This is a genomic window from uncultured Pseudacidovorax sp. (assembly GCF_913773995.1).
Taxonomy (GTDB): Bacteria; Pseudomonadota; Gammaproteobacteria; order Burkholderiales; family Burkholderiaceae_C; genus Xenophilus.
In genome coordinates this window covers 14,865-32,596 of the sequence record NZ_CAJYES010000260.1, presented here as the reverse complement: position 1 = coordinate 32,596, position 17,732 = coordinate 14,865, and the positions used below count along the sequence as shown (strand labels likewise).

At 69.8% G+C, this 17,732-nt stretch carries 16 protein-coding genes; 5 read left to right on the top strand and 11 right to left on the bottom strand.

The features are described from left to right. Positions 1-25 precede the first annotated feature (25 nt). Both QZ772_RS25320 and QZ772_RS25315 read left to right on the top strand, forming a co-directional pair. A complete protein-coding gene (locus QZ772_RS25320) occupies positions 26-796 on the top strand; it encodes a sulfite exporter TauE/SafE family protein (RefSeq protein WP_295532611.1) in 771 nt (256 codons plus the stop codon). Between the two features lie 67 nt (positions 797-863). Then, positions 864-1,628: an SDR family NAD(P)-dependent oxidoreductase gene (locus QZ772_RS25315; protein ID WP_295532609.1), complete on the top strand. Its 765-nt coding sequence runs from the start codon at positions 864-866 to the stop codon at positions 1,626-1,628. 179 nt (positions 1,629-1,807) lie between these two features. Here the strand turns inward: QZ772_RS25315 and QZ772_RS25310 are convergent, their stop codons facing one another. The 8 genes from QZ772_RS25310 to QZ772_RS25275 all read right to left on the bottom strand — a co-directional run bounded on the left by QZ772_RS25310 (position 1,808) and on the right by QZ772_RS25275 (position 12,531). Beyond that, a complete protein-coding gene (locus tag QZ772_RS25310) occupies positions 1,808-2,290 on the bottom strand; it encodes a MarR family winged helix-turn-helix transcriptional regulator (protein WP_295532607.1) in 483 nt (160 codons plus the stop codon). A 29-nt stretch (positions 2,291-2,319) separates the two neighbouring features. After that, positions 2,320-4,017: an acyl-CoA dehydrogenase family protein gene (locus tag QZ772_RS25305; protein WP_295532605.1), complete on the bottom strand. Its 1,698-nt coding sequence runs from the start codon at positions 4,015-4,017 to the stop codon at positions 2,320-2,322. Between the two features lie 17 nt (positions 4,018-4,034). Next, complete coding sequence (locus QZ772_RS25300; protein WP_295532603.1) at positions 4,035-5,729, bottom strand: tannase/feruloyl esterase family alpha/beta hydrolase; 1,695 nt, start codon at positions 5,727-5,729, stop codon at positions 4,035-4,037. A 207-nt stretch (positions 5,730-5,936) separates the two neighbouring features. Next, complete coding sequence (locus tag QZ772_RS25295) at positions 5,937-6,923, bottom strand: Bug family tripartite tricarboxylate transporter substrate binding protein (RefSeq protein WP_295532601.1); 987 nt, start codon at positions 6,921-6,923, stop codon at positions 5,937-5,939. 34 nt (positions 6,924-6,957) lie between these two features. Beyond that, positions 6,958-8,760, bottom strand: a complete 1,803-nt coding sequence (locus tag QZ772_RS25290) for a tannase/feruloyl esterase family alpha/beta hydrolase (protein ID WP_295532599.1) — start codon at positions 8,758-8,760, stop codon at positions 6,958-6,960. A 72-nt stretch (positions 8,761-8,832) separates the two neighbouring features. Further along, the gene (locus QZ772_RS25285) at positions 8,833-9,597 is read right to left on the bottom strand and encodes an SDR family NAD(P)-dependent oxidoreductase (RefSeq protein WP_295532597.1); all 765 of its coding nucleotides are present in this window, start codon (positions 9,595-9,597) and stop codon (positions 8,833-8,835) included. Positions 9,598-9,744: 147 nt separating this feature from the next. Beyond that, positions 9,745-11,625 (bottom strand): feruloyl-CoA synthase, encoded by a 1,881-nt coding sequence (locus QZ772_RS25280; protein ID WP_295532595.1) that lies wholly within the window; start codon positions 11,623-11,625, stop codon positions 9,745-9,747. A gap of 135 nt (positions 11,626-11,760) precedes the next feature. After that, the gene (locus QZ772_RS25275) at positions 11,761-12,531 is read right to left on the bottom strand and encodes a crotonase/enoyl-CoA hydratase family protein (RefSeq protein WP_295532593.1); all 771 of its coding nucleotides are present in this window, start codon (positions 12,529-12,531) and stop codon (positions 11,761-11,763) included. Between the two features lie 103 nt (positions 12,532-12,634). On the opposite strand from QZ772_RS25275, the gene QZ772_RS25270 reads away from it, so the two are divergent. Next, positions 12,635-13,498 (top strand): amidohydrolase family protein, encoded by an 864-nt coding sequence (locus QZ772_RS25270; protein WP_017760568.1) that lies wholly within the window; start codon positions 12,635-12,637, stop codon positions 13,496-13,498. Positions 13,499-13,510: 12 nt separating this feature from the next. Here QZ772_RS25270 and kefC read toward each other — a convergent pair whose 3' ends face one another. Then, positions 13,511-15,376, bottom strand: coding sequence for a glutathione-regulated potassium-efflux system protein KefC (gene kefC, locus QZ772_RS25265; RefSeq protein WP_295532591.1), 1,866 nt, complete (start codon positions 15,374-15,376; stop codon positions 13,511-13,513). A 2-nt stretch (positions 15,377-15,378) separates the two neighbouring features. Next, positions 15,379-16,041, bottom strand: coding sequence for an NAD(P)H-dependent oxidoreductase (locus tag QZ772_RS25260; protein ID WP_295532589.1), 663 nt, complete (start codon positions 16,039-16,041; stop codon positions 15,379-15,381). 87 nt (positions 16,042-16,128) lie between these two features. Between QZ772_RS25260 and QZ772_RS25255 the strand changes: the two genes are divergently transcribed. Both QZ772_RS25255 and QZ772_RS25250 read left to right on the top strand, forming a co-directional pair. Continuing rightward, a complete protein-coding gene (locus QZ772_RS25255) occupies positions 16,129-16,752 on the top strand; it encodes a ParA family protein (protein WP_295532587.1) in 624 nt (207 codons plus the stop codon). A gap of 115 nt (positions 16,753-16,867) precedes the next feature. Next, complete coding sequence (locus QZ772_RS25250; protein WP_295532585.1) at positions 16,868-17,338, top strand: MaoC family dehydratase; 471 nt, start codon at positions 16,868-16,870, stop codon at positions 17,336-17,338. 27 nt (positions 17,339-17,365) lie between these two features. On the opposite strand, the gene QZ772_RS25245 is transcribed toward QZ772_RS25250, so the two are convergent. Then, positions 17,366-17,647, bottom strand: a complete 282-nt coding sequence (locus QZ772_RS25245; protein WP_295532583.1) for a DUF4148 domain-containing protein — start codon at positions 17,645-17,647, stop codon at positions 17,366-17,368. Positions 17,648-17,732 lie beyond the last annotated feature (85 nt).

Sequence of the window (17,732 nt, the reverse complement as noted above, 5' to 3'; positions counted from 1 at the left end):
GGTCCGCCGCGCGGCCACCACTGCCTTGTCCCTCCCCGACTTCCTTGCCGCGCCGATCGCGGATCCCGCCTTCTATCTGGTCGCCGTGCCTGCCGTGCTGCTGCTGGGCATCGGCAAGAGCGGTTTCGGGGCCGGTTTCGGCTCCCTGGCGGTGCCGCTGATGTCGCTGGCCGTGACGGTGCCGCGTGCGGCTGCGATCCTGATGCCGGTGCTGTTCGTGATGGACGTGCTGGGCATCGCCGCCTTCCGTCACGACCTGGACCGTCGGTTGCTGGCCTTCCTGGTGCCGCCTGCGCTGGTGGGCGTCGTGCTGGGCGCCTTGCTCTTCCATGTGCTGTCGGCGGCGACGGTGGCCGGTCTCGTGGGCGTGTGCACGCTGCTGTTCCTGGCGCAGCGGCTGCTGTTTCCACCGCGTTCCGATGCGCCGCCGCCCTCGCGCGCGGCGGGCTGGGTGCTCACGGTGTTGTCGGGTTTCACCAGCTTCATCTCGCATGCGGGCGGGCCGCCCCTCAATGCCTACCTGTTGCCCCTGAAGCTGCGGCCCATCGTCTTCACGGCCACGCTGGCCTACCTGTTCTTCCTGGTGAACCTGGCCAAGTGGATTCCCTATGCCTGGCTGGGCCTGCTGGATGCGCGCAACCTGAGCACCTCGCTGCTGCTGATGCCGCTCGCGCCGCTCGGTGTCTGGGCGGGCGTGCACATCGCGCGGCGCATCGATCCGATCTGGTTCTATCGCTGCGTCTATGCCGGCATGTTCCTCACTGGCCTCAAGCTGGTGTGGGATGGCTTCTTCTGAGGGCAGCAGCGACCTCGTCGCTTGCGCTGCCCCTTCCTCGACCTTCACTGCAAGGAGTGCCTTCTCCATGAACGCTTTCAACCAACTCGTCGTGCTGACCGGCGCGTCGCGCGGCATGGGCCGCGCCATGGCCAGCCAGCTGCTGGCGCGCGGCGGCGTGCGGCTGCTGTGCCTGTCGCGCGGCACCGATGCCACGCTGGAGGCCGAAGCGATCGCCGCGGGCAGCGAGGTGCTGCAGTGGTCGGCCGACCTGGCCGATCCGTTGTCGGTCGCCGAGCGGCTGGCCGCCTGGCTGGCCGCGCAGGACCCGTCCCCCCTGGCCAGCGCCGTGCTGATCAACAACGCGGGCACCGTGGGGCGTACCGCGCCGCTGGCCCGGGCTTCGCTGGCCGAGCTGTCGGCGGCGCTGCGCGTGGGGCTGGAGGCGGCGCTGCTGCTGACCAGCGCCTTCCTGTCGGCGACCGCCGGCTGGTCGGTGCCGCGGCAGGTGCTCAACATCTCCTCGGGGCTGGGCCGCAATGCGATGGGCAGCCAGGCAGCGTACTGCGCCGCCAAGGCGGGCATGGACCACTTCTCCCGCGCTGTGGCGCTGGAGGAGACCGAGGAAGGTGGCGCCCGCATCGTGTCGCTGGCGCCGGGCGTGATCGACACCGACATGCAGATCGCGCTGCGCAGCGCCGACGCGGCGCTCTTTCCCGACCGTGGCCGCTTCGAGGCCCTGCATCGCAACGGCCAACTGGATTCGCCCGAATCGGCCGCCCGCAAGGTGCTGGCCTGGCTGGAACGGCCGGACTTCGGCGCCCAGCCGGTGGCGGACGTGCGTACGGCTTGAACTGAAGCACCCCCCAAGCCGCTTCGCGGCTCCCCCGCTCTCTGGCGCCTTCGGCTTGGAGGGGGGCGCACCCGGAGGCCTGGCGAAGCCAGCTCCTCGGGTGCACTGGCATGGCCTGCTCCGCGGCCGTCTGATGCGGAAGGTGACGCCAGGTCCATGCCTTGCGGCGCGCTCTCGCGCTACAGGTAAATCTTCTGCAAGAGCCGGATCAAGGTCTCGCGCTCGCGGTCGGTGAGCTTGTGGCTGGCCTCCTTCTCCAATTGGATCACGGCCTCTTCCGCCTCGACCATGAGCTGGTGGCCGGCCGGCGTGAGGTGCAGTCCCACCGCGCGGCCATCGTGCGGATGGGGTCGGCGCTCGATCAGGCCGCGGCGGTCCATGGCCGCCACCAGGCTCACGAAGTTGGGCGGCTGGATGTCCAGCGCCGCGCAGAGCTGGCGCGAGGTGGCCCCCGGGTTGTGCGCCAGCAGCGAGAGCACCGAGAAATCCGTCGGCTTGAGGCCATAGACGGCCATCCGCTCGGCGAAGGCGACATACACGACCAGGTAGGCGCGGCGCGCGTTGTAGCCCACCAGGCTCTCGAGCACATGGCTGTCCAGCGGCTCAGGCGCCGTGGTCGGGGGCTGAACGGGCTTGCGTGTTCGGGGCTTGGCAGGCGTCATGGCGATCGCAGTCTAGGTCCGCCGCCCCGTCACCCCTGCGGCTCGCAGGCCTTCTTGACGATCGCCGCGCGCATGTCGAACTCCGGCAGCACCCAGCGGCGGAAGGCGGCTGCCGCGCGCGCCTGCGCCTCGCCAGCGCCCGGTGCCTGTTCGATGCGGGCCCAGGCCCAGGCCAGCAGCGTGACCATCACCAGCCGCAGGTAGTCGTCGGCCAGCTCGTAGGGCAGGCGTGGCTGGGCATGCGCGGCCATGGCGATCTGCGTGGTCAGGTAGCGCAACTGCGCCAGGCGACGTTGCGCATCGGCATCGACATCACGCGAGGCGTCCAGCTCGTCGCGCAGCGCCAGCAGCGTGGCCGCGAAGCCGGCGCCGGCATCGGGCAGCACCTTGCGCACCAGCAGGTCGATGGCCTGGATCTCATTGGTGCCCTCATAGATCATGGTCACGCGGGCGTCGCGCAGGATCTGCTCGATGCCCCATTCGCGCACATAGCCGTGGCCCCCGAACACCTGCAGGCAGGCGCTGGCGCCGTCGAAGCCCTGCTGCGTGCAGGCGGCCTTGAGCACCGGCGTGATGTAGCTGCACCACTGCTGCGCGGCCTCGCGTGCCTTGGCGTCCTCGGCATGGCGCGCGATATCGAGCTGGAGCGCAGTGCGATAGGCGATGAGCCGGCCGCCGTCGATCCAGGCCCGCTGCACGTCCAGCACGCGGGCGACTGCCGGATGCTCGGCGATCAGGCTGGGGCCGGAGGCGCGGTCGGCGCCCGGCGCCACCATCTGGCGGCGCTCCTGCGCATACGCATGGGCCTTCTGCCACGCGGCGTCGAGCAGGCCGATGCCCTGCAGCGCCACATGCAGACGGGCCGCATTCATCATGACGAACATCGCAGCCAGGCCGCGGCCCGGCTCGCCGACCAGCCACCCGGTGGCGTCGTCGAAGCGCATCACGCAGGTGGGGCTGCCGTGCAGGCCCATCTTTTCCTCGATGCGCTCGCACTGCACCGCGTTGCGCGCGCCGTCGTCCAGGACCTTGGGCACCAGCGCCAGCGACAGGCCCTTCGGGCCGGCGGGCGCATCGGGAAGGCGGCACAGCACCAGGTGGACGATGTTGGGCGTGAGGTCGTGCTCGCCGCCCGAGATGAAGATCTTGGTGCCCGAGACACGCACGCTGCCGTCAGCCTGCGGCACGGCGCGGGTGCGCACCAGGCCCAGATCGCTGCCCGCATGGGCCTCGGTCAGGCACATGGTGGCCAGCCATTCGCCGGTGGCGACCTTGCCCAGGTAGCGCGCCTTGAGGTCGTCGCTGGCATGGTGGCGGATGCATTCGTAGGCGCCATGCAGCAGGCCGGGCGCCATGGTGAAGCCGTGGTTGGCGCCGGCCAGCCATTCGTAGAGCACGGCCTCCAGCACGGCAGGCAGGCCCTGGCCGCCGTCTTCGGACGCGGCGGAAAGGCTGGGCCAGCCGCCCTCCACGAAAGCCTGGTAGGCGGCGGCGAAGCCGGGCGGCGTGTGGACCTGGCCACCTTCGAGGCGGCAGCCGATCTCGTCGCCGTCACGCTGCAGCGGGGCGATCACCTCGCCGACGAAGGTGGCGGCCTGTTCCAGCACTTGGGCCTGCAGGTCGGCATCGACCTCGGCGAACGGCGCCAGTCGTGCGAGCTGCTGCGAGGCACCGAGGACGGCGTCGAGGAGGAAGCGGACGTCTTCAGGGCGGGGGGCGTAATCCATGGGAAGCGGGCGGAAAGTCAGGGCGCGACGCAGGCGAAGCTGGTCGCGCGTTCGGTGTCGCCGCCACGGAAGCGGGCGACGGCGGGATAGGGGCACAGCGGCCGGGTGCGGTCTGGCGCCCAGTTGGCCGGAACCTCCGGGTTGGGTTGGCGCGAGCCCGGGCCGCGTGCCTCGGCCTGTACCTGCTCGGGCGCATGGCCGCCTTCGACCCAGTCGACCAGCGCCGTGAGCATGTCGAAATGGTCGGTCGAAGGGCCGCCGCTGCAGTGGTTCATTCCCGGCACCGGGAAGTAGCGCACGAACTCGCCGGCCCGGCCGGCGTGCGTGGTCTGCAGGCGGTCGTACCAGGCGGCCGTGTCGTCGGACGAGAACACCGGATCGCCGGTGCCGTGGTAGACGATCATCCGACCGCCGCGGGCCCGCAGCGACTGCAGGCGTTCTGAATTGGGCGGCACCATGAAGGCCATGGCCGATTCGTCGTACGGGGCCTGCGTGGCGTCGATGCGCGGGGCGTCACGGTCCATGTCGAAGCCGAGCGCGAAGGCCAAGCCCTGCGGCCGGTCGGCCATCGGCGGCGTGCTGAAGATGAAGGCCACGGCACCGGCGTCGCGGGTGGCGGGGCTGGCCAGCTTCCATTCGCGCCAGTTGGCGCCCGAGACCCCGGGGTCGAAGGGGAAGCTGTTGTAGAGCTGCCTGCCGCTGCTGTCGCGCGCGCCGGCGAAGACGCGGGCCAGGGCCATCTTCTGGGCCGGGTCCAGGCAGCTGTCCTGCCGGCCGGCGGTGCAGGTGGGCACGTCGCGGCCCAGGTTGAAGCGGGCCTGGCAGGACTTGAGGTCGCCGACGATGCCGTCGGTCAGGCCGTCGAGCATGTCGCAGCGCGCCAGCACGGCGCGCGAGAGGGTCTGGAGCTGACCGGGTGTGAACGCGGTCTGCAGGTCGGGATCGCCCTGCGGCGTCTTGGCCGTCGCCAGCGCCGCGTACTGCTGCGCGCCGTAGAGCTGGGCCACGGCCGCGCGCGGCAGGTGGAAGCCCGGGTCGCCCGCCAGTACGCCGTCGAAGGCCTGCGGCAGGCGCGAGGCCGCCACCATGGCATGGCGCCCGCCGTTGGAGCAGCCCGCGATGTAGGAGCGGTCGGCCGGGCGGCCATAGGCCTGGGCCACCAGTTGCTTGGCCACGGGCGTGAGCTGGGCCACGGCGCTGTAGCCGTAGTCGCGCCGTGCTTGCGGATCGAGGCCGAAGCGCGGATTGGGCGCCGGATGGCCGGCGTCGCTGCTGACCACGGCGAAGCCCATCGACAGCGCATTGGTGCGCGGCCCGCCGCCACCGATGCCGCCCAGCGCCGGCACCACCACGCCGTCCAGGCCGCCGTTGGCCTGGAACAGGAAGCGGCCGTTCCAGGCCTGAGGCAGCCGCAGCTCGAAGCCGATGGCGTAGCGCTGGCCGTCCACCGTGCTGGTGCGCTCGGCCATGCGGCCCTGCACCAGGCAATGCGCCGGCGCCTGTTCGCTGCCGCCGCGGATGGCCACCGGCCCGGCCGGCACGCTGCGCACAGTGGTGAACACCACGCCCGGCGCGGCTTCCAGCCTTTCGCAGGTGTGCAGTTCGCCGGGGCGCGCCGCCTTCATGGCCGTGGCCGCCTCGGGCGGCCGCGAACCGCAGGCACTGAGCAGGGCGATGGCGCCGCCGATGGCGGCAAGGCGGAAGGTGTTCATGGTCGGGGTCTCGCAAACGGCGCGGAGCCGGCATCGTAAGAGCCGGCCAGATCGGGAGGCAACGGCGTCACGACACCAGGCGCGTTGTGCGTCGAATGGCCGCGGAGCAGGCCACGCCAGGGCTCCCGCGGCACTGGCTTTGCCAGGCCGCTGGGAGCGCCCCCGCGAGGGGGTTGGCGAAGCGCGAAGCGCGCAGCCTGGGGGAGCTCAAGATTCCGCCGTGAAGCCGATCTGCTTGACCAGGGGGCCCCAGCGTTCGTATTCGGCCTTCTGGTCCGCAGCCATGTCCTGCGCCGTGGTGCCGTGGGCCACCAGGCCCACCAATGCCAGCGAGTCGATCACCGACTTGTCCTTCAGCGCCGCATTGATCGCCGCATTGGCCGAGGCCAGCGTGGCGGCCGGCGTCTTGGCCGGCGCGTAGAAGCCGAACCACTCTTCCGAGGTCACGTCCGGGTAGCCCAATTCGGTGAAGGTGGGCACATCGGGCAGGTAGGGCGAGCGCTTCTTGCCCGAGGTGGCCAGCACGCGCACGCGGCCGTTCTTCATGTACTGCAGGTAGTCGCCGCTGGGGTTCATGGCGGCGGCAATCTGGCCGCCCACCAGGTCGGTGATGCTGGGCACGGTGCCGCGGTAGGGCACATGCTTGAGCTCCACGCCCGAGCGCATGCCCAGCAGCGCGCCCAGCAGGTGCGGCATCGAGCCGGCACCCGGCGAGCCGTAGCTGGCCTGGCTGGGGTTGGCCTTGGCCCAGGCCAGGAAGTCCTTCAGCGTCTTCACCTCGGCCGGCACCGCGGGGCCCACGGCCAGGCCGTGGAACATGATGGCGCCGATGGAGACGGGCGTAACGTCCTCCGGCTTGTAGGTCAGCTTGGGATAGATGTACGGGTACACCGACAGGGCCGACACCGGCGCCAGCGTGAGCACGGATCCGTCCGGCGTGGAGTTCTTCAGCGTCTCGACCGCGATGCGGCCGCCGGCGCCCGGCTTGTTCTCGACATAGGCGCCCTTGGCATAAGGGGTGCCGGCGATCTTCTCGGCCACGCGGCGGGCGACGGTGTCGCCCGCGCTGCCGGCTGGAAAGCCGTACATGATCTTGACCTGTTCGATGGCCTGGGCGAAGGCCGACAGGGGCGACAGGGCGCCCAGGGCGGCCGCGCCGCCCAGCGTGTGGAGGAATTGACGACGGTGTTGCATGGATGTCTCCGTAGAGCGAAGGGAAAAGGCGGGGTCAGCGGCAGCTGAAGTTGGCCGCATCCTCCAAGCTGCCCGTGCCGTTGTAGCGGGCGACCTTCGGATAGGGGCACAGCGGCCGGGTGCGGGTGGCGGACCAGGTCGGCGGCAGATCGGTGTTGGCGCCACCGGCATTGCCGGTGCCGCGGGCGCTGGCCACCACGCGGTCGGGTGCCTGGCCCTTCTCGACCCAGTTGACCATGGCGCTGAGCATGTCGAACTGGTCGGTGGCCGGGCCGCCGGAGCAGTGGTTCATGCCCGGGATCAGGTACAGCCGCGCGAAGTTGGACGCATCGCCGCCGTTGTCCTGCTGCAGTTGCTGGTACCAGTTGACCGAGTCGTCGCTGGAGAAGATCGGGTCGGCCGTGCCGTGGTAGACCATCAGCTTGGCGCCGCGCTTCTTGAGCGCCGGCAGCTTGCCGTAGTTGGGCGGCGTCATGAAGGAAATGCTGTTCTCGGTGTAGACGCCCGAGGTGCCGGTCACCTTGGCCAGGATGGTGTCGAGGTTGGTGTTGAGCGCGAAGTTGGGGCCGTTGAAGCTCGGGTCCTCCGGCGGCGACTGGAACACCAGGCCGACCGACCCCGAGTCGAGGATCAGCGGCACGGTGAACTTCCAGAACGACCAGCCGCCCGTGTCCAGGCCGGCGTCGTAGGGGAAGCTGCTGTAGATGCGTGTCCCGCTGTTGGTGGTGGCGCCCTTGAACAGCTTGTCGATCTTCGTCTTCTGGTCGGCCGAGAGGCAGGTACCGTTGCGCGTGGTGGCGCAGGTGGGTACGTCGCGGTTGATGTCGAAGGCCGCCTGGCAGGCGGCGTTGTCCTGCACCATGCCGTCGGCGGCGCCGTCCAGTCCGTCGCATTGGGCGAGCACGGCCTTGGTGACCAGCGTGCGCTCGGCCTGGGTGAAGGCGGTACTCAGATCCCCTGGCGTGGTGGCCAGCGTGGCATAGGTCTGGGCGCCTGCGATGTTGGCGGTGGCTGCCAGTGGCAGGCGCGTGCCGGGGTCGCCGGCGATGATGCCGTCGTACTGGTCGGCATAGCGCGAGGCCGCGACCATGGCATGCCGGCCGCCGTTGGAACAGCCGCCAAAGTAGGAGCGATCCGGGCCCTTGCCGTAGGCCGTCTGGATCGCGTTCTTGGCCATGGGCGTGAGCTTGGCCACGGCCTGGTAGCCGTAGTCCAGGCGGGCCTGCGGGTCGATGCCGAAGGTGGCATCCGCGCCGGCATGCCCGGCGTCGGAGCTCAGCACGGCGAAACCGGTCGACAGGGCGCCGGTCAGCGGTCCGCCGCCCAGCGTGCCGGTGGCGGTGACCACGCTGCCGTCCAGCCCGCCATTGCCCTGGTAGAAGAAGCGGCCGTTCCAGGCGCGCGGCAGGCGCATCTCGAATTTGATCGCATAGTTCTTGCCGTCGACGCTGCTGGTGCGCGGGAACATGCTGCCGGTGACCAGGCAGTGCTCGGGCACGTCGGTGCCGCCCACCTTGAGCGTGCCGGCCGCGACCAGCGTCGAAGCGGTGATGGTGGTGTTGGCGAAGCTGATGCGCGTGGCCAGGTCGGTGCACGACTGCAGCGAGGCGCCGACTGCCGCCGACAGCTGGGGAATGGTCTCGACCGCGGGGGCGGGCGCGGGTGCCGGTGCGGGCGCAGGGGCCGGCGCGGGCCGGTTGGCGGCGATCAGCGCCGCCGCCAGCGCGGCGTTCTGGTTGTTGTCGTTGCCCGAGCCGCCGCAGGCCGCCAGCAGCGCGAGGGGCGCCGCGGCCGCCAGGGCCCGCAGCGCGAAAGTCTTGCCGTCTTCCTTCTTCATGGTTTGTCTCCGTGGTGGTTTTTCGTGAAGGTCTCGCACAAGGAAGGAGCGGCCCCTCGGCCGCTCCGGGGGTCAGCGCGGCGCCATGCGCAGCGCGCCGTCCAGCCGGATCACCTCGCCATTGAGGTGGCCGTTGGTCACGATGTGGCAGGCCAGCTCGGCGAATTCCGAGGGCTTGCCCAGACGGGGTGGAAAGGGGATGGCCGCGGCCAGCGACTGCTGCACCGGCTCGGGCAGCTCCAGCAGCAGGGGCGTCGCGAAGATGCCGGGTGCCACGGTACACACGCGGATGCCGTGCTGCGCCAGGTCGCGCGCCATCGGCAGCGTCATGCCGACCAGGCCGCCCTTTGAGGCGCTGTAGGCCTGCTGTCCGACCTGGCCATCGAAGGCGGCCACGGAGGCGGTGAACATCATCACGCCGCGTTCGCCGCCGTCCAGCGCGTCCAGCTTGGCGCAACGGGCCGCGAACAGCCGGCTCACGTTGTAGGTGCCGATCAGGTTGACCTGGATGACGCGGGCGAAGTCTTCCAGCGGCGCGGCGCTGCCGTCCTTGCCGACGATGCGCTTCGCGCTGCCGATGCCGGCCACGTTCATCAGGATGCGCGCCGGGCCGTGGACCTCGGCGGCCGCGGCCAGGGCGGCCTCGACGCTGGCGGTGTCGGTGATGTCGCAGGCCAAGGCGGTGCCGCCGATGTCGGCCGCCACCTTTTTCGCCTGGTCGAGGTTGCGGTCGAGCACCGCCACCTTGGCGCCCAGGCGGGCGAGTTCCCGGGCCGTGGCTTCGCCCAGGCCGGAGGCGCCACCGGTGACGAGTGCGTTTTGTCCTTCGATCTTCATGACTTCATCTCCTAGTCGGGTCTTCTTACTCCTTCCCCCTCTGGGGGAAGGCGGGGATGGGGGCCGGGGGCGCTGGGTGCGTTGCAGTTGAACCACCGCCGCAGTCCCCCACCCCAGCCCTCCCCCAGCGGGGGAGGGAGCGGATGGCTACTGCCACTGCGGCTTGATGGTGAAAGGCAGGGTGTCGGCGTGCAGGGCCTGCACCGCGGCGTCGCGGTGCTTGAGCACGGCGCGCTGGTTGATCGAGCCCTTGTCGGTGATCTCGCCCTTGTCGATGGAGGGCGGCTCGGCCACCAGCGCGGCGCGGGCGATGCGGTTGGCGCTGCCCGTGGCATCGCCGGCCAGGCGGTCGATGACCTTCTGAAAGTGCAGCTGCACCTCCGGATGCTCCAGCACCGACTTCAGCGGTGCATCGCCCGGCAGCGAGGGAGCCAGCTCGCGCACTGCCTGGGTCGGGAAGATCAGCGCCCCCACCTCCTTCAGGTTGATGCCGGTGAGCACCACGTCCTGCACATAGGGCGCGCCGAACGCGATCACCTTGGCACGAAGCGGGCCCACGCTCACGAAGGTGCCGGTGGCCAGCTTGAAGTCCTCGGCGATGCGGCCGTCGAAGCGCAGGCCCAGGTGGATGTTCTCGGGGTCGATCCAGGCCACGGCGTCGCCGGTCTTGAAGAAGCCTTCCTCGTCGAAGGCCTCGTGCGTGGCCTCGGGCATGCGCCAGTAGCCGGGCGTGACGTTGGGGCCGCGATAGCGGATCTCGACCTTGCCGTCGGTGGGCACCAGCTTGATCTCCATGCCGGCGGTGGGCAGGCCCAGGTCGCCGGTGCGCACCTCGGGACGGGTGATGTACAGGCCGAAGGGGCCGGACTCGGTCATGCCCAGGCCGGTGCCCATCACCAGGCGCTCGCCGATCTCGGCCTCCTGCAGGCGGTGCAGCTGGTCCCACACGGCCTGGGGCAGGGCCGCACCGGCATAGAAGAACATGCGGCAGCGCGACAGCAGCTTCTTGCGCAGCACCGGGTCTTCCTCCATCGCGTTGGCGATGTACTCGAAGCCGGTGGGTACGTTGAAGTAGACCGTGGGCGCGATCTCGCGCAGGTTGCGCAGCGTCTCGGCGATGCCGGCCGGCGTGGGCTTGCCGTCGTCGATGTACAGCGTGCCGCCGTTGTCCAGCACGATGCCGACGTTGTGGTTGCCGCCGAAGGTGTGGTTCCAGGGCAGCCAGTCGATCAGCACCGGCGGCTCTTCGCCGAGCGCGGGGATGGAGGCGCGCAGCTGCTGCTGGTTGGCGCACCACATGCGGTGGGTGTTGATGACCGCCTTGGGGTTCTTGGTGGAGCCCGAGGTGAACAGGAACTTGGTGATGGTGCCCGGGTGCGTGCCGTGCATGGCGGCATCGACGGCGGAGGTGGGCTCGGTGGCCAGCAGCTGCGATAGCGGCGTGACCGAGCGGCCTTCCAGCGAGCCACCGCCCAGCACCACCTCGGTGTCGGCCGGCACCACGGCGGCGATGGCTGAGGCATAGCGCGTGTCGCTGGCGAACACCAGCCCGGGCGTGAGCGTGCCGATCACATGGCGCAGCTTGTCGTAGTCCTTGCTGACCAGTGAGTAGGGTGGCGACACCGGGCAGTGCGGAATGCCCACATAGAGCGCGCCCAGCGCCAACAGCAGGTGCTCGATGCTGTTCTCGCTCAGGATGGCGACGGGCCGGTCCTCGCTCAGGCCGCGGTCGAGCAGGGCCTGGCCGATGGCGCGGGCCTTGGCCAGTGCCTCGCGGTAGCTGATGCGGATCCAGTCGCCGGTGCTGCCGTCGGCATTGCGGGCGCGCCGGGCCACGAAGGTGCGGTCGGGCGCCATGGCGGCCCAGTACACCAGCCGGTCGGTCATGCGGTGGGCATGGTGGCCCAGCGGCTTGTCGGCCTGCAGGTACTGCACGCCGCCCTCGGCCTCGCGCAGCACGGCGCGGGTAATGCCGAATTCGAGCGCGCGGTACTTGGGTCGCAGATCCTGGGCTGTCTCCATCTTCATTTCATCTATTCCTTTCGGCCTTTGAGCGGGCCGGACCGCGGGGGGCATCGTGGAACCGGCTCTGCCGGGCCACTGGTGTCGCCCCCTTGAGGGGGGATTCGGCTTGCGCGTTGTGAGCAAGAAACGGGGGTGGGCCTATTTCGTCACCTTGGCAGCCTTGCCTTCGAGGAAGGCGCGCACACGGGCCTTGGCCTCGGGCGCGTCCTGCACGATGCCGGACATCAGGGCCTCGGTGAAGAAACCGTGGTCGGCGTTCTGTTCGGCGATGCGGGGCAGGGCGTGCATCAGCGCATAGTTGGTCAGCGGCGCGTTGGTGGCGATGCGGCGGGCCAGCTCGACGGCCTTGTCCAGCGCGGCACCTTCGGGCACCAGATACTGCGCGAAGCCGGCGCGCTCGCCGTCCTCGGCGTTGTAGACGCGGCCGGTCATCATCATGTCGGTCATGCGGGCCACGCCGATCAGGCGCGGGATGCGCACCGAACCGCCGCCGCCCACGAAGATGCCGCGCGTGCCTTCGGGCAGCGCGTAGAAGGTGCTGGCATCGGCCACGCGGATGTGGCAGGCGCTGGCCAGTTCCAGGCCGCCACCCACCACGGCGCCGTGCAGCGCCGCGACGACGGGCACGGGGCCGTGCTGCACCAGCTCCAGCGCGGCATGCCACATGCGCGAATGGCGCAGGCCGCCGCCAGCATCGCGCTCGCTGATCTCGGACAGGTCGAGGCCGGCGCAGAAGTGCGGACCTTCTCCATCGATCACGGCCGCACGCACGGTGTCGGGCAGGCTCTCGAAGGTGTTGCGCAGCGCCAGGATGAGGCCGTCGTTGAGCGCGTTGCGCTTGGCAGGGCGCGTGAGGCGGACGATGGCGATGTCGCCCTGGATGTCGAGGCTGAGGTCCTGATGAGTCATGATTGCGTTCGGAAGTTGGATCGATTATGGTTATCCAAAATAATCAATTCAACGGCCCGGAGCGGCCAACTCATCAGTACTTACCCGAACGGAGACGCGCCTCATGGACATCGCGAACCTCAGCGCCATCGACATCCACACCCACGCCGAGATCAGCTGCTGGAACCCCTTCGACAACTATGGCGAGGAATACGACCGCGCGGCGGACAAGTACTTCCGCTCCAGCCGGCGCCCCACCATCCAGGAGAGCATCGACTACTACCGCGAGCGCAAGATCGGCCTGGTGATGTTCGGCGTGGACAGCGAGTCCAACCTGGGCCGCCGCCGCATCCCGAACGAGGAGATCGCCGAGGCGGCGCAGAAGAACAGCGACATCATGATCGCCTTCGGCAGCGTCGATCCGCACAAGGGAAAGATGGGCGCGCGCGAGGTGCGCCGGCTGATCGAGGAGCACGGCGTCAAGGGCTTCAAGTTCCACCCCACGGTGCAGGGCTTCCACCCGTACGACCGCATGGCCTGGCCGCTGTACGAGGTGATCGCCGAGCACAAGCTGCCCGCCATCTTTCACACCGGCCACAGCGGCATCGGTTCGGGCATGCGCTGCGGCGGCGGGCTGCGGCTGGAGTACAGCAACCCGATGCACCTGGACGACGTCGCCATCGACTTCCCGGACATGCAGATCATCATGGCCCACCCCAGCTTTCCGTGGCAGGACGAGGCGCTGTCGGTGGCCACGCACAAGCCCAACGTCTGGATCGACCTGTCGGGCTGGAGCCCCAAGTACTTCCCGAAGCAGCTGGTGCAGTACGCCAACACGCTGCTGAAGGACCGCATCCTCTTCGGCAGCGACTACCCGCTGATCACGCCGGACCGGTGGATGAAGGATTTCCAGGAGGCGGGCTTCAAGCCCGAGGTGATGCCGGGCATCCTGAAGGACAACGCGGTCCGGCTGCTCGGACTGAAGTGATCGGCTGGCGCGTCATGGCCGGTCGGCGCTGCCGGTCTGCTGCGTCGCGCCTCCTTGCGCCTCGTGCCGCACGCCCCAGGAGTCGCGCGCCCGCCGGCGCTCTTCGCGCTCGCGGGCCATCTGCTCCTCGAACTGCTGGCGGCCTTCCTTGGCCACGGCGATCAGCTTCTTGCGGTCCTTGTAGTGGGGATAGCTGTCTTCCGCGATGCGCAGGTTGCGCTGACGGAAGTGCATCGCCGCCTCGCGCGCTTCGTGCGCCGGCCAGCCCAGCGTCTCCAGGACCGAGCGCGCGCTGCGCAGCGACGACTCGAAGAGCTCGCGCTCGGCCAGCGTGATGCCGCGGTCGCGCAGCTGGTAGTAGTGCCCCAGGTTGCGCGCGCGGGCGATGATCTCCGCTTGTGGAAAGTGCTCCCGCACCAGGTCGACGATGGCCAGGCAGGTGGCCACCTCGTCGACGGCCACCACGATGGCCCGGGCATGACCGGCCCCCGCGATGCGCAGGAGGTCGAGCCGGGTCGCATCGCCGTAGAACACGCGGAAACCGAACTCCCGCAGGCCTTCCACCGTGTCGGGGTCGTGGTCGAGCACCGTCACCGGCATGCCTTGCGACAGGAGCACGCGGCCCACGATCTGGCCGTAGCGGCCGAAGCCGCAGATCAGCACCTGGGCCTCCTGCGGCTCGGAGATTTCTTCCACCTGCGCCCGGATCTGCGGGTCGGGAATGAGGCGGTCGAACAGCACCAGCAGCAGCGGCGACAGCAGCATCGACAGCGCCACCGCGCCGATCAGCAGCGACGACGTCTCGGGCGCCAGTACCTGCGCGCCGACGGCCGCCTGGAAGACGACGAAGGCGAACTCGCCACCCTGCGCCAGCAGCAGCGTGAACACCGGCCGCTCCCGCGCCGGCAGCCCCATGGCCCGCGCCAGCCCCAGGATCACGCCGAACTTGAGCACCATGAAGCCCACCACCAGCGCCGCCATCAGCAGCGGCTGCGCGAGCAGCACGCGGAAGTCGATGCTCATGCCCACCGCGATGAAGAACAGGCCGAGCAGCAGCCCCTTGAAGGGCTCGATGTCGGTTTCCAGCTCGCGGCGGTACTCGCTTTCGGCCAGCAGCACGCCAGCGAGGAAGGCACCCAGCGCCATCGAGAGGCCCACGAACTGCATCAGCGCCGCGATGGCCACCACCAGCAGCAGCGAGGCCGCGGTGAAGATCTCGGGCGTGTTGCTGCGGGCGATCCAGCGCAGGATCGGTCGCAGCGCCAGCCGGCCGCCCAGCACGATGCCGCCGACCACGCCGATGATCTTGGCGGCCTCGAGCGCGCGCGCCATCGCGTCCAGCGGCGCGTCCGCCGGACCGCTGGCCAGCACCGGCAGCAGCGCCAGGATGGGGATGGCCGCGACGTCCTGGAACAGCAGGATCGAGAAGCCCGCCTGGCCGCTCGCCGTCTTGAGCAGCTTGCGCTCGCCGAAGACCTGCAGCGCGATGGCGGTCGACGACAGCGCCAGGCCGAGCGCCGCGACGAGCGAGACACGCCACGGTGCGCCGGCCAGGCAGCCCACGGCGAACAGCACCACGGCGCAGCCCAGCACCTGGGCGCTTCCCCAGCCGAAGATGGGCCGGCGCAGCAGCCAGAGCCGGCGCGGCTCCAGTTCCAGACCGACCAGGAAGAGCATCAGCACCACGCCGAACTCGGCAAAGTGCAGGACCTCCTCGACGCTGGACACCAGTCCGAGGCCGGTGGGGCCGATGGCGATGCCGGCGACCAGGTAGCCGATGATCGAGCCCAGGCCGAGCGCGCGCGAAAGGGGCACCACCAGCACGGCGGCGCCTAGGTAGATGAGGCTGTTGGTCAGCCAGGCGGGTGCGTGTTCCATGGTCAGCGCACCACCTGGCCTTGCGGCCGGTCGCCCACCGGCACGCGACACTCGGGGCAATCGTCCAGTTCGGCCATCTCGGGCCAGTCCGGGTAGCGGACCAGCCGTTCCACGAAGACGTGCTCGTGCGCGGCGAGTTCGGCTTCCGGCACGCGCCGCGCATCGTGCAGCAGCAGCGGCGGCAGGAAGCGCATGCCGCACAAGGCGGCGGTCTGCTCGTAGGGCGGCAGGAATGCGTCGAAGAAATAGCGGTTGTAGCCCGCAGGGTGGTAGCTGTCCTCGGCGCCGCCGGTGCTGGCCACCAGCCAGAGCGACTTGCCGCGCAGCGCCCCGCCGCCCGGTCCGTAGGCCCAGCCATAGCCCAGCACCTCGTCCAGCCAGAGCTTCTGCAGCGGCGGCATGCTGTACCACTGGATCGGGTGCAGCAGGACCACCAGTTCGGCGGCCGCCAGGCGTTGCTGTTCGGCCTCCACGTCGATGGCGTAGTCGGGGTAGCGGGCGTAGAGGTCGTTGACCTGGACGCCTGGAAGACGCGCGGCGGCATCGCGCAGGCGCCGGTTGGCCCGCGATTCCCGCCAGTGCGGATGGGCGGCCAGCACATAGATTGCTGCCGTCCTGGGCTCACCGATGGGGGCGCCGGATGTTGAGGTTGGAATGGTCGGCATGGCGGCGACCATAGCGCAAACTCGTGCTGGTCCGGCGGCGGCGTCGGGCCCTACCATCCAAGATCCGTCCAAGCTCAGGAGCGCTGCATGCCGGTGGTTCTCGTCGCCAATCCCAAGGGGGGATCAGGCAAGTCCACGATCGCCACGCACATCGCGGGCCATTTCGCCAACCAGGGCCATCCGGTGATGCTGGGCGACGTGGACCGTCAGCAATCGTCCCGGTTGTGGCTGTCGCTGCGGCCGCCGCAGGTCGCGCCCATCCGCAGCTGGGAGGCGAAGGGCGAGGGCAGCGTGGTGCGACCACCGCCGGGCACCACGCATGCAGTGCTCGACACGCCTGCTGGCCTGCATGGCTGGCGCTTCAAGGAGGTGCTGGCCCTGGCGGACAAGGTGGTGGTGCCGGTGCAGCCCAGCCTGTTCGATATCTTTGCCACACGCGAATTCCTGGACCGGCTGGCAGAGCGGCTCTCCGGCAAGAAAACGCCGCGCATCGGACTGGTGGGCATGCGCGTCGGATTGCGTACGCTGGCGGCCGAGCGGCTTCGTGAATTCGCGGCCCAGGTGGACATGCCGCTGGTCACGGAACTGCGCGAAACGCAGAACTATGTCCAGGTCGCTGCCCATGGGCTGACCCTGTTCGACCTGTCGCCGTCGCGCTACGAACGCGACCTGGCGCAGTGGCAGCCGCTGATCGAGTGGCTGGAGAACTGAGCAGGGAGCGTTTGGAGACTGAGCGACGGAGTCGTGCCTGGGATGCGGACTTTGGGGAAAGCCCCGAGCCGCCGTGTCCCCGCGCAGACAGCGATGAGCGCCGGCCGGCGGCATCATGCGCCGCATGACCAAGCGCATCTTCCAGACCCTTGCCGACCTCCACGCCTGCGTCGGCCAGGACATCGCCACCAGCGACTGGAGCACCGTGACGCAGGCCCAGGTCAACCAGTTCGCCGAGGCGACGGGCGACCATCAGTGGATTCATGTGGATGTGGAGCGCGCAAAGGCGGGGCCATTCGGCGCGCCCATCGCGCATGGCTTTCTGACACTGTCCCTGCTACCCACCTTCTTCGACACGGCGGTCGAGGTGGTGGAGGCCCGCATGGGGGTCAATTACGGTCTGAACCGGGTGCGCTTCATGTCACCGGTCCCCGTGGGCAGCCGACTGCGCGCCCATATCAAGCTGCTGGCTAGCGAGGCCATCGAGGGTGGCGGCTACCAGATGGTCTGGCAGAGCACCATCGAGCTCGAGGGCGCCGCCAAGCCGGCCTGCGTGGCCGAATCCGTGGTGCGGCGCTACCCCTGAGCCGAGGCAGGGGTGCGTCGCATCGGCTTACATCGTGCCGACTTCGGCGCAGTTGGCGCAGCCGTTGCGCGCCGTGGCCCGCGCGCCGGACTGGACCACCGCCCGGTCGGCGGTGCCGCGTACCTGCAGCACGCCGGTGCCGCCGTTGCTGGGCGTCGGCGCATTGCGCGCCTCGGCCTGCACCTGTGTGCGAGACAGCGTCGACTTGAAGGGAGCGGCCGGATTGGGTGACATCTCGCCGTCCACGGCATGGGCGGCGCCCGCAGTGAACACGGTGGCGAGGGCAATGGCGGTGAGCTTGCGGATCATGGAAGGCTCCTTGAAGAAAGGGTGGGCGACGGGTGTCTGCCCACCACGCGGCCGAGCAGGCACCTGATCCACATACGTCGCCGAC

What these genes read in the sequence shown, in the direction of transcription:
- QZ772_RS25270 (WP_017760568.1), top strand. Translation starts at nt 12,635, where the DNA reads ATGGACATCGCGAACCTCAGCGCCATCGACATCCACACCCACGCCGAG.
- QZ772_RS25275 (WP_295532593.1), bottom strand. Translation starts at nt 12,531, where the DNA reads ATGACTCATCAGGACCTCAGCCTCGACATCCAGGGCGACATCGCCATC.
- QZ772_RS25315 (WP_295532609.1), top strand. Translation starts at nt 864, where the DNA reads ATGAACGCTTTCAACCAACTCGTCGTGCTGACCGGCGCGTCGCGCGGC.
- QZ772_RS25290 (WP_295532599.1), bottom strand. Translation starts at nt 8,760, where the DNA reads ATGAAGAAGGAAGACGGCAAGACTTTCGCGCTGCGGGCCCTGGCGGCC.
- QZ772_RS25310 (WP_295532607.1), bottom strand. Translation starts at nt 2,290, where the DNA reads ATGACGCCTGCCAAGCCCCGAACACGCAAGCCCGTTCAGCCCCCGACC.
- QZ772_RS25250 (WP_295532585.1), top strand. Translation starts at nt 16,868, where the DNA reads ATGCGCCGCATGACCAAGCGCATCTTCCAGACCCTTGCCGACCTCCAC.
- QZ772_RS25285 (WP_295532597.1), bottom strand. Translation starts at nt 9,597, where the DNA reads ATGAAGATCGAAGGACAAAACGCACTCGTCACCGGTGGCGCCTCCGGC.
- QZ772_RS25280 (WP_295532595.1), bottom strand. Translation starts at nt 11,625, where the DNA reads ATGAAGATGGAGACAGCCCAGGATCTGCGACCCAAGTACCGCGCGCTC.
- QZ772_RS25255 (WP_295532587.1), top strand. Translation starts at nt 16,129, where the DNA reads ATGCCGGTGGTTCTCGTCGCCAATCCCAAGGGGGGATCAGGCAAGTCC.
- QZ772_RS25300 (WP_295532603.1), bottom strand. Translation starts at nt 5,729, where the DNA reads ATGAACACCTTCCGCCTTGCCGCCATCGGCGGCGCCATCGCCCTGCTC.
- QZ772_RS25295 (WP_295532601.1), bottom strand. Translation starts at nt 6,923, where the DNA reads ATGCAACACCGTCGTCAATTCCTCCACACGCTGGGCGGCGCGGCCGCC.
- kefC (WP_295532591.1), bottom strand. Translation starts at nt 15,376, where the DNA reads ATGGAACACGCACCCGCCTGGCTGACCAACAGCCTCATCTACCTAGGC.
- QZ772_RS25260 (WP_295532589.1), bottom strand. Translation starts at nt 16,041, where the DNA reads ATGCCGACCATTCCAACCTCAACATCCGGCGCCCCCATCGGTGAGCCC.
- QZ772_RS25245 (WP_295532583.1), bottom strand. Translation starts at nt 17,647, where the DNA reads ATGATCCGCAAGCTCACCGCCATTGCCCTCGCCACCGTGTTCACTGCG.
- QZ772_RS25305 (WP_295532605.1), bottom strand. Translation starts at nt 4,017, where the DNA reads ATGGATTACGCCCCCCGCCCTGAAGACGTCCGCTTCCTCCTCGACGCC.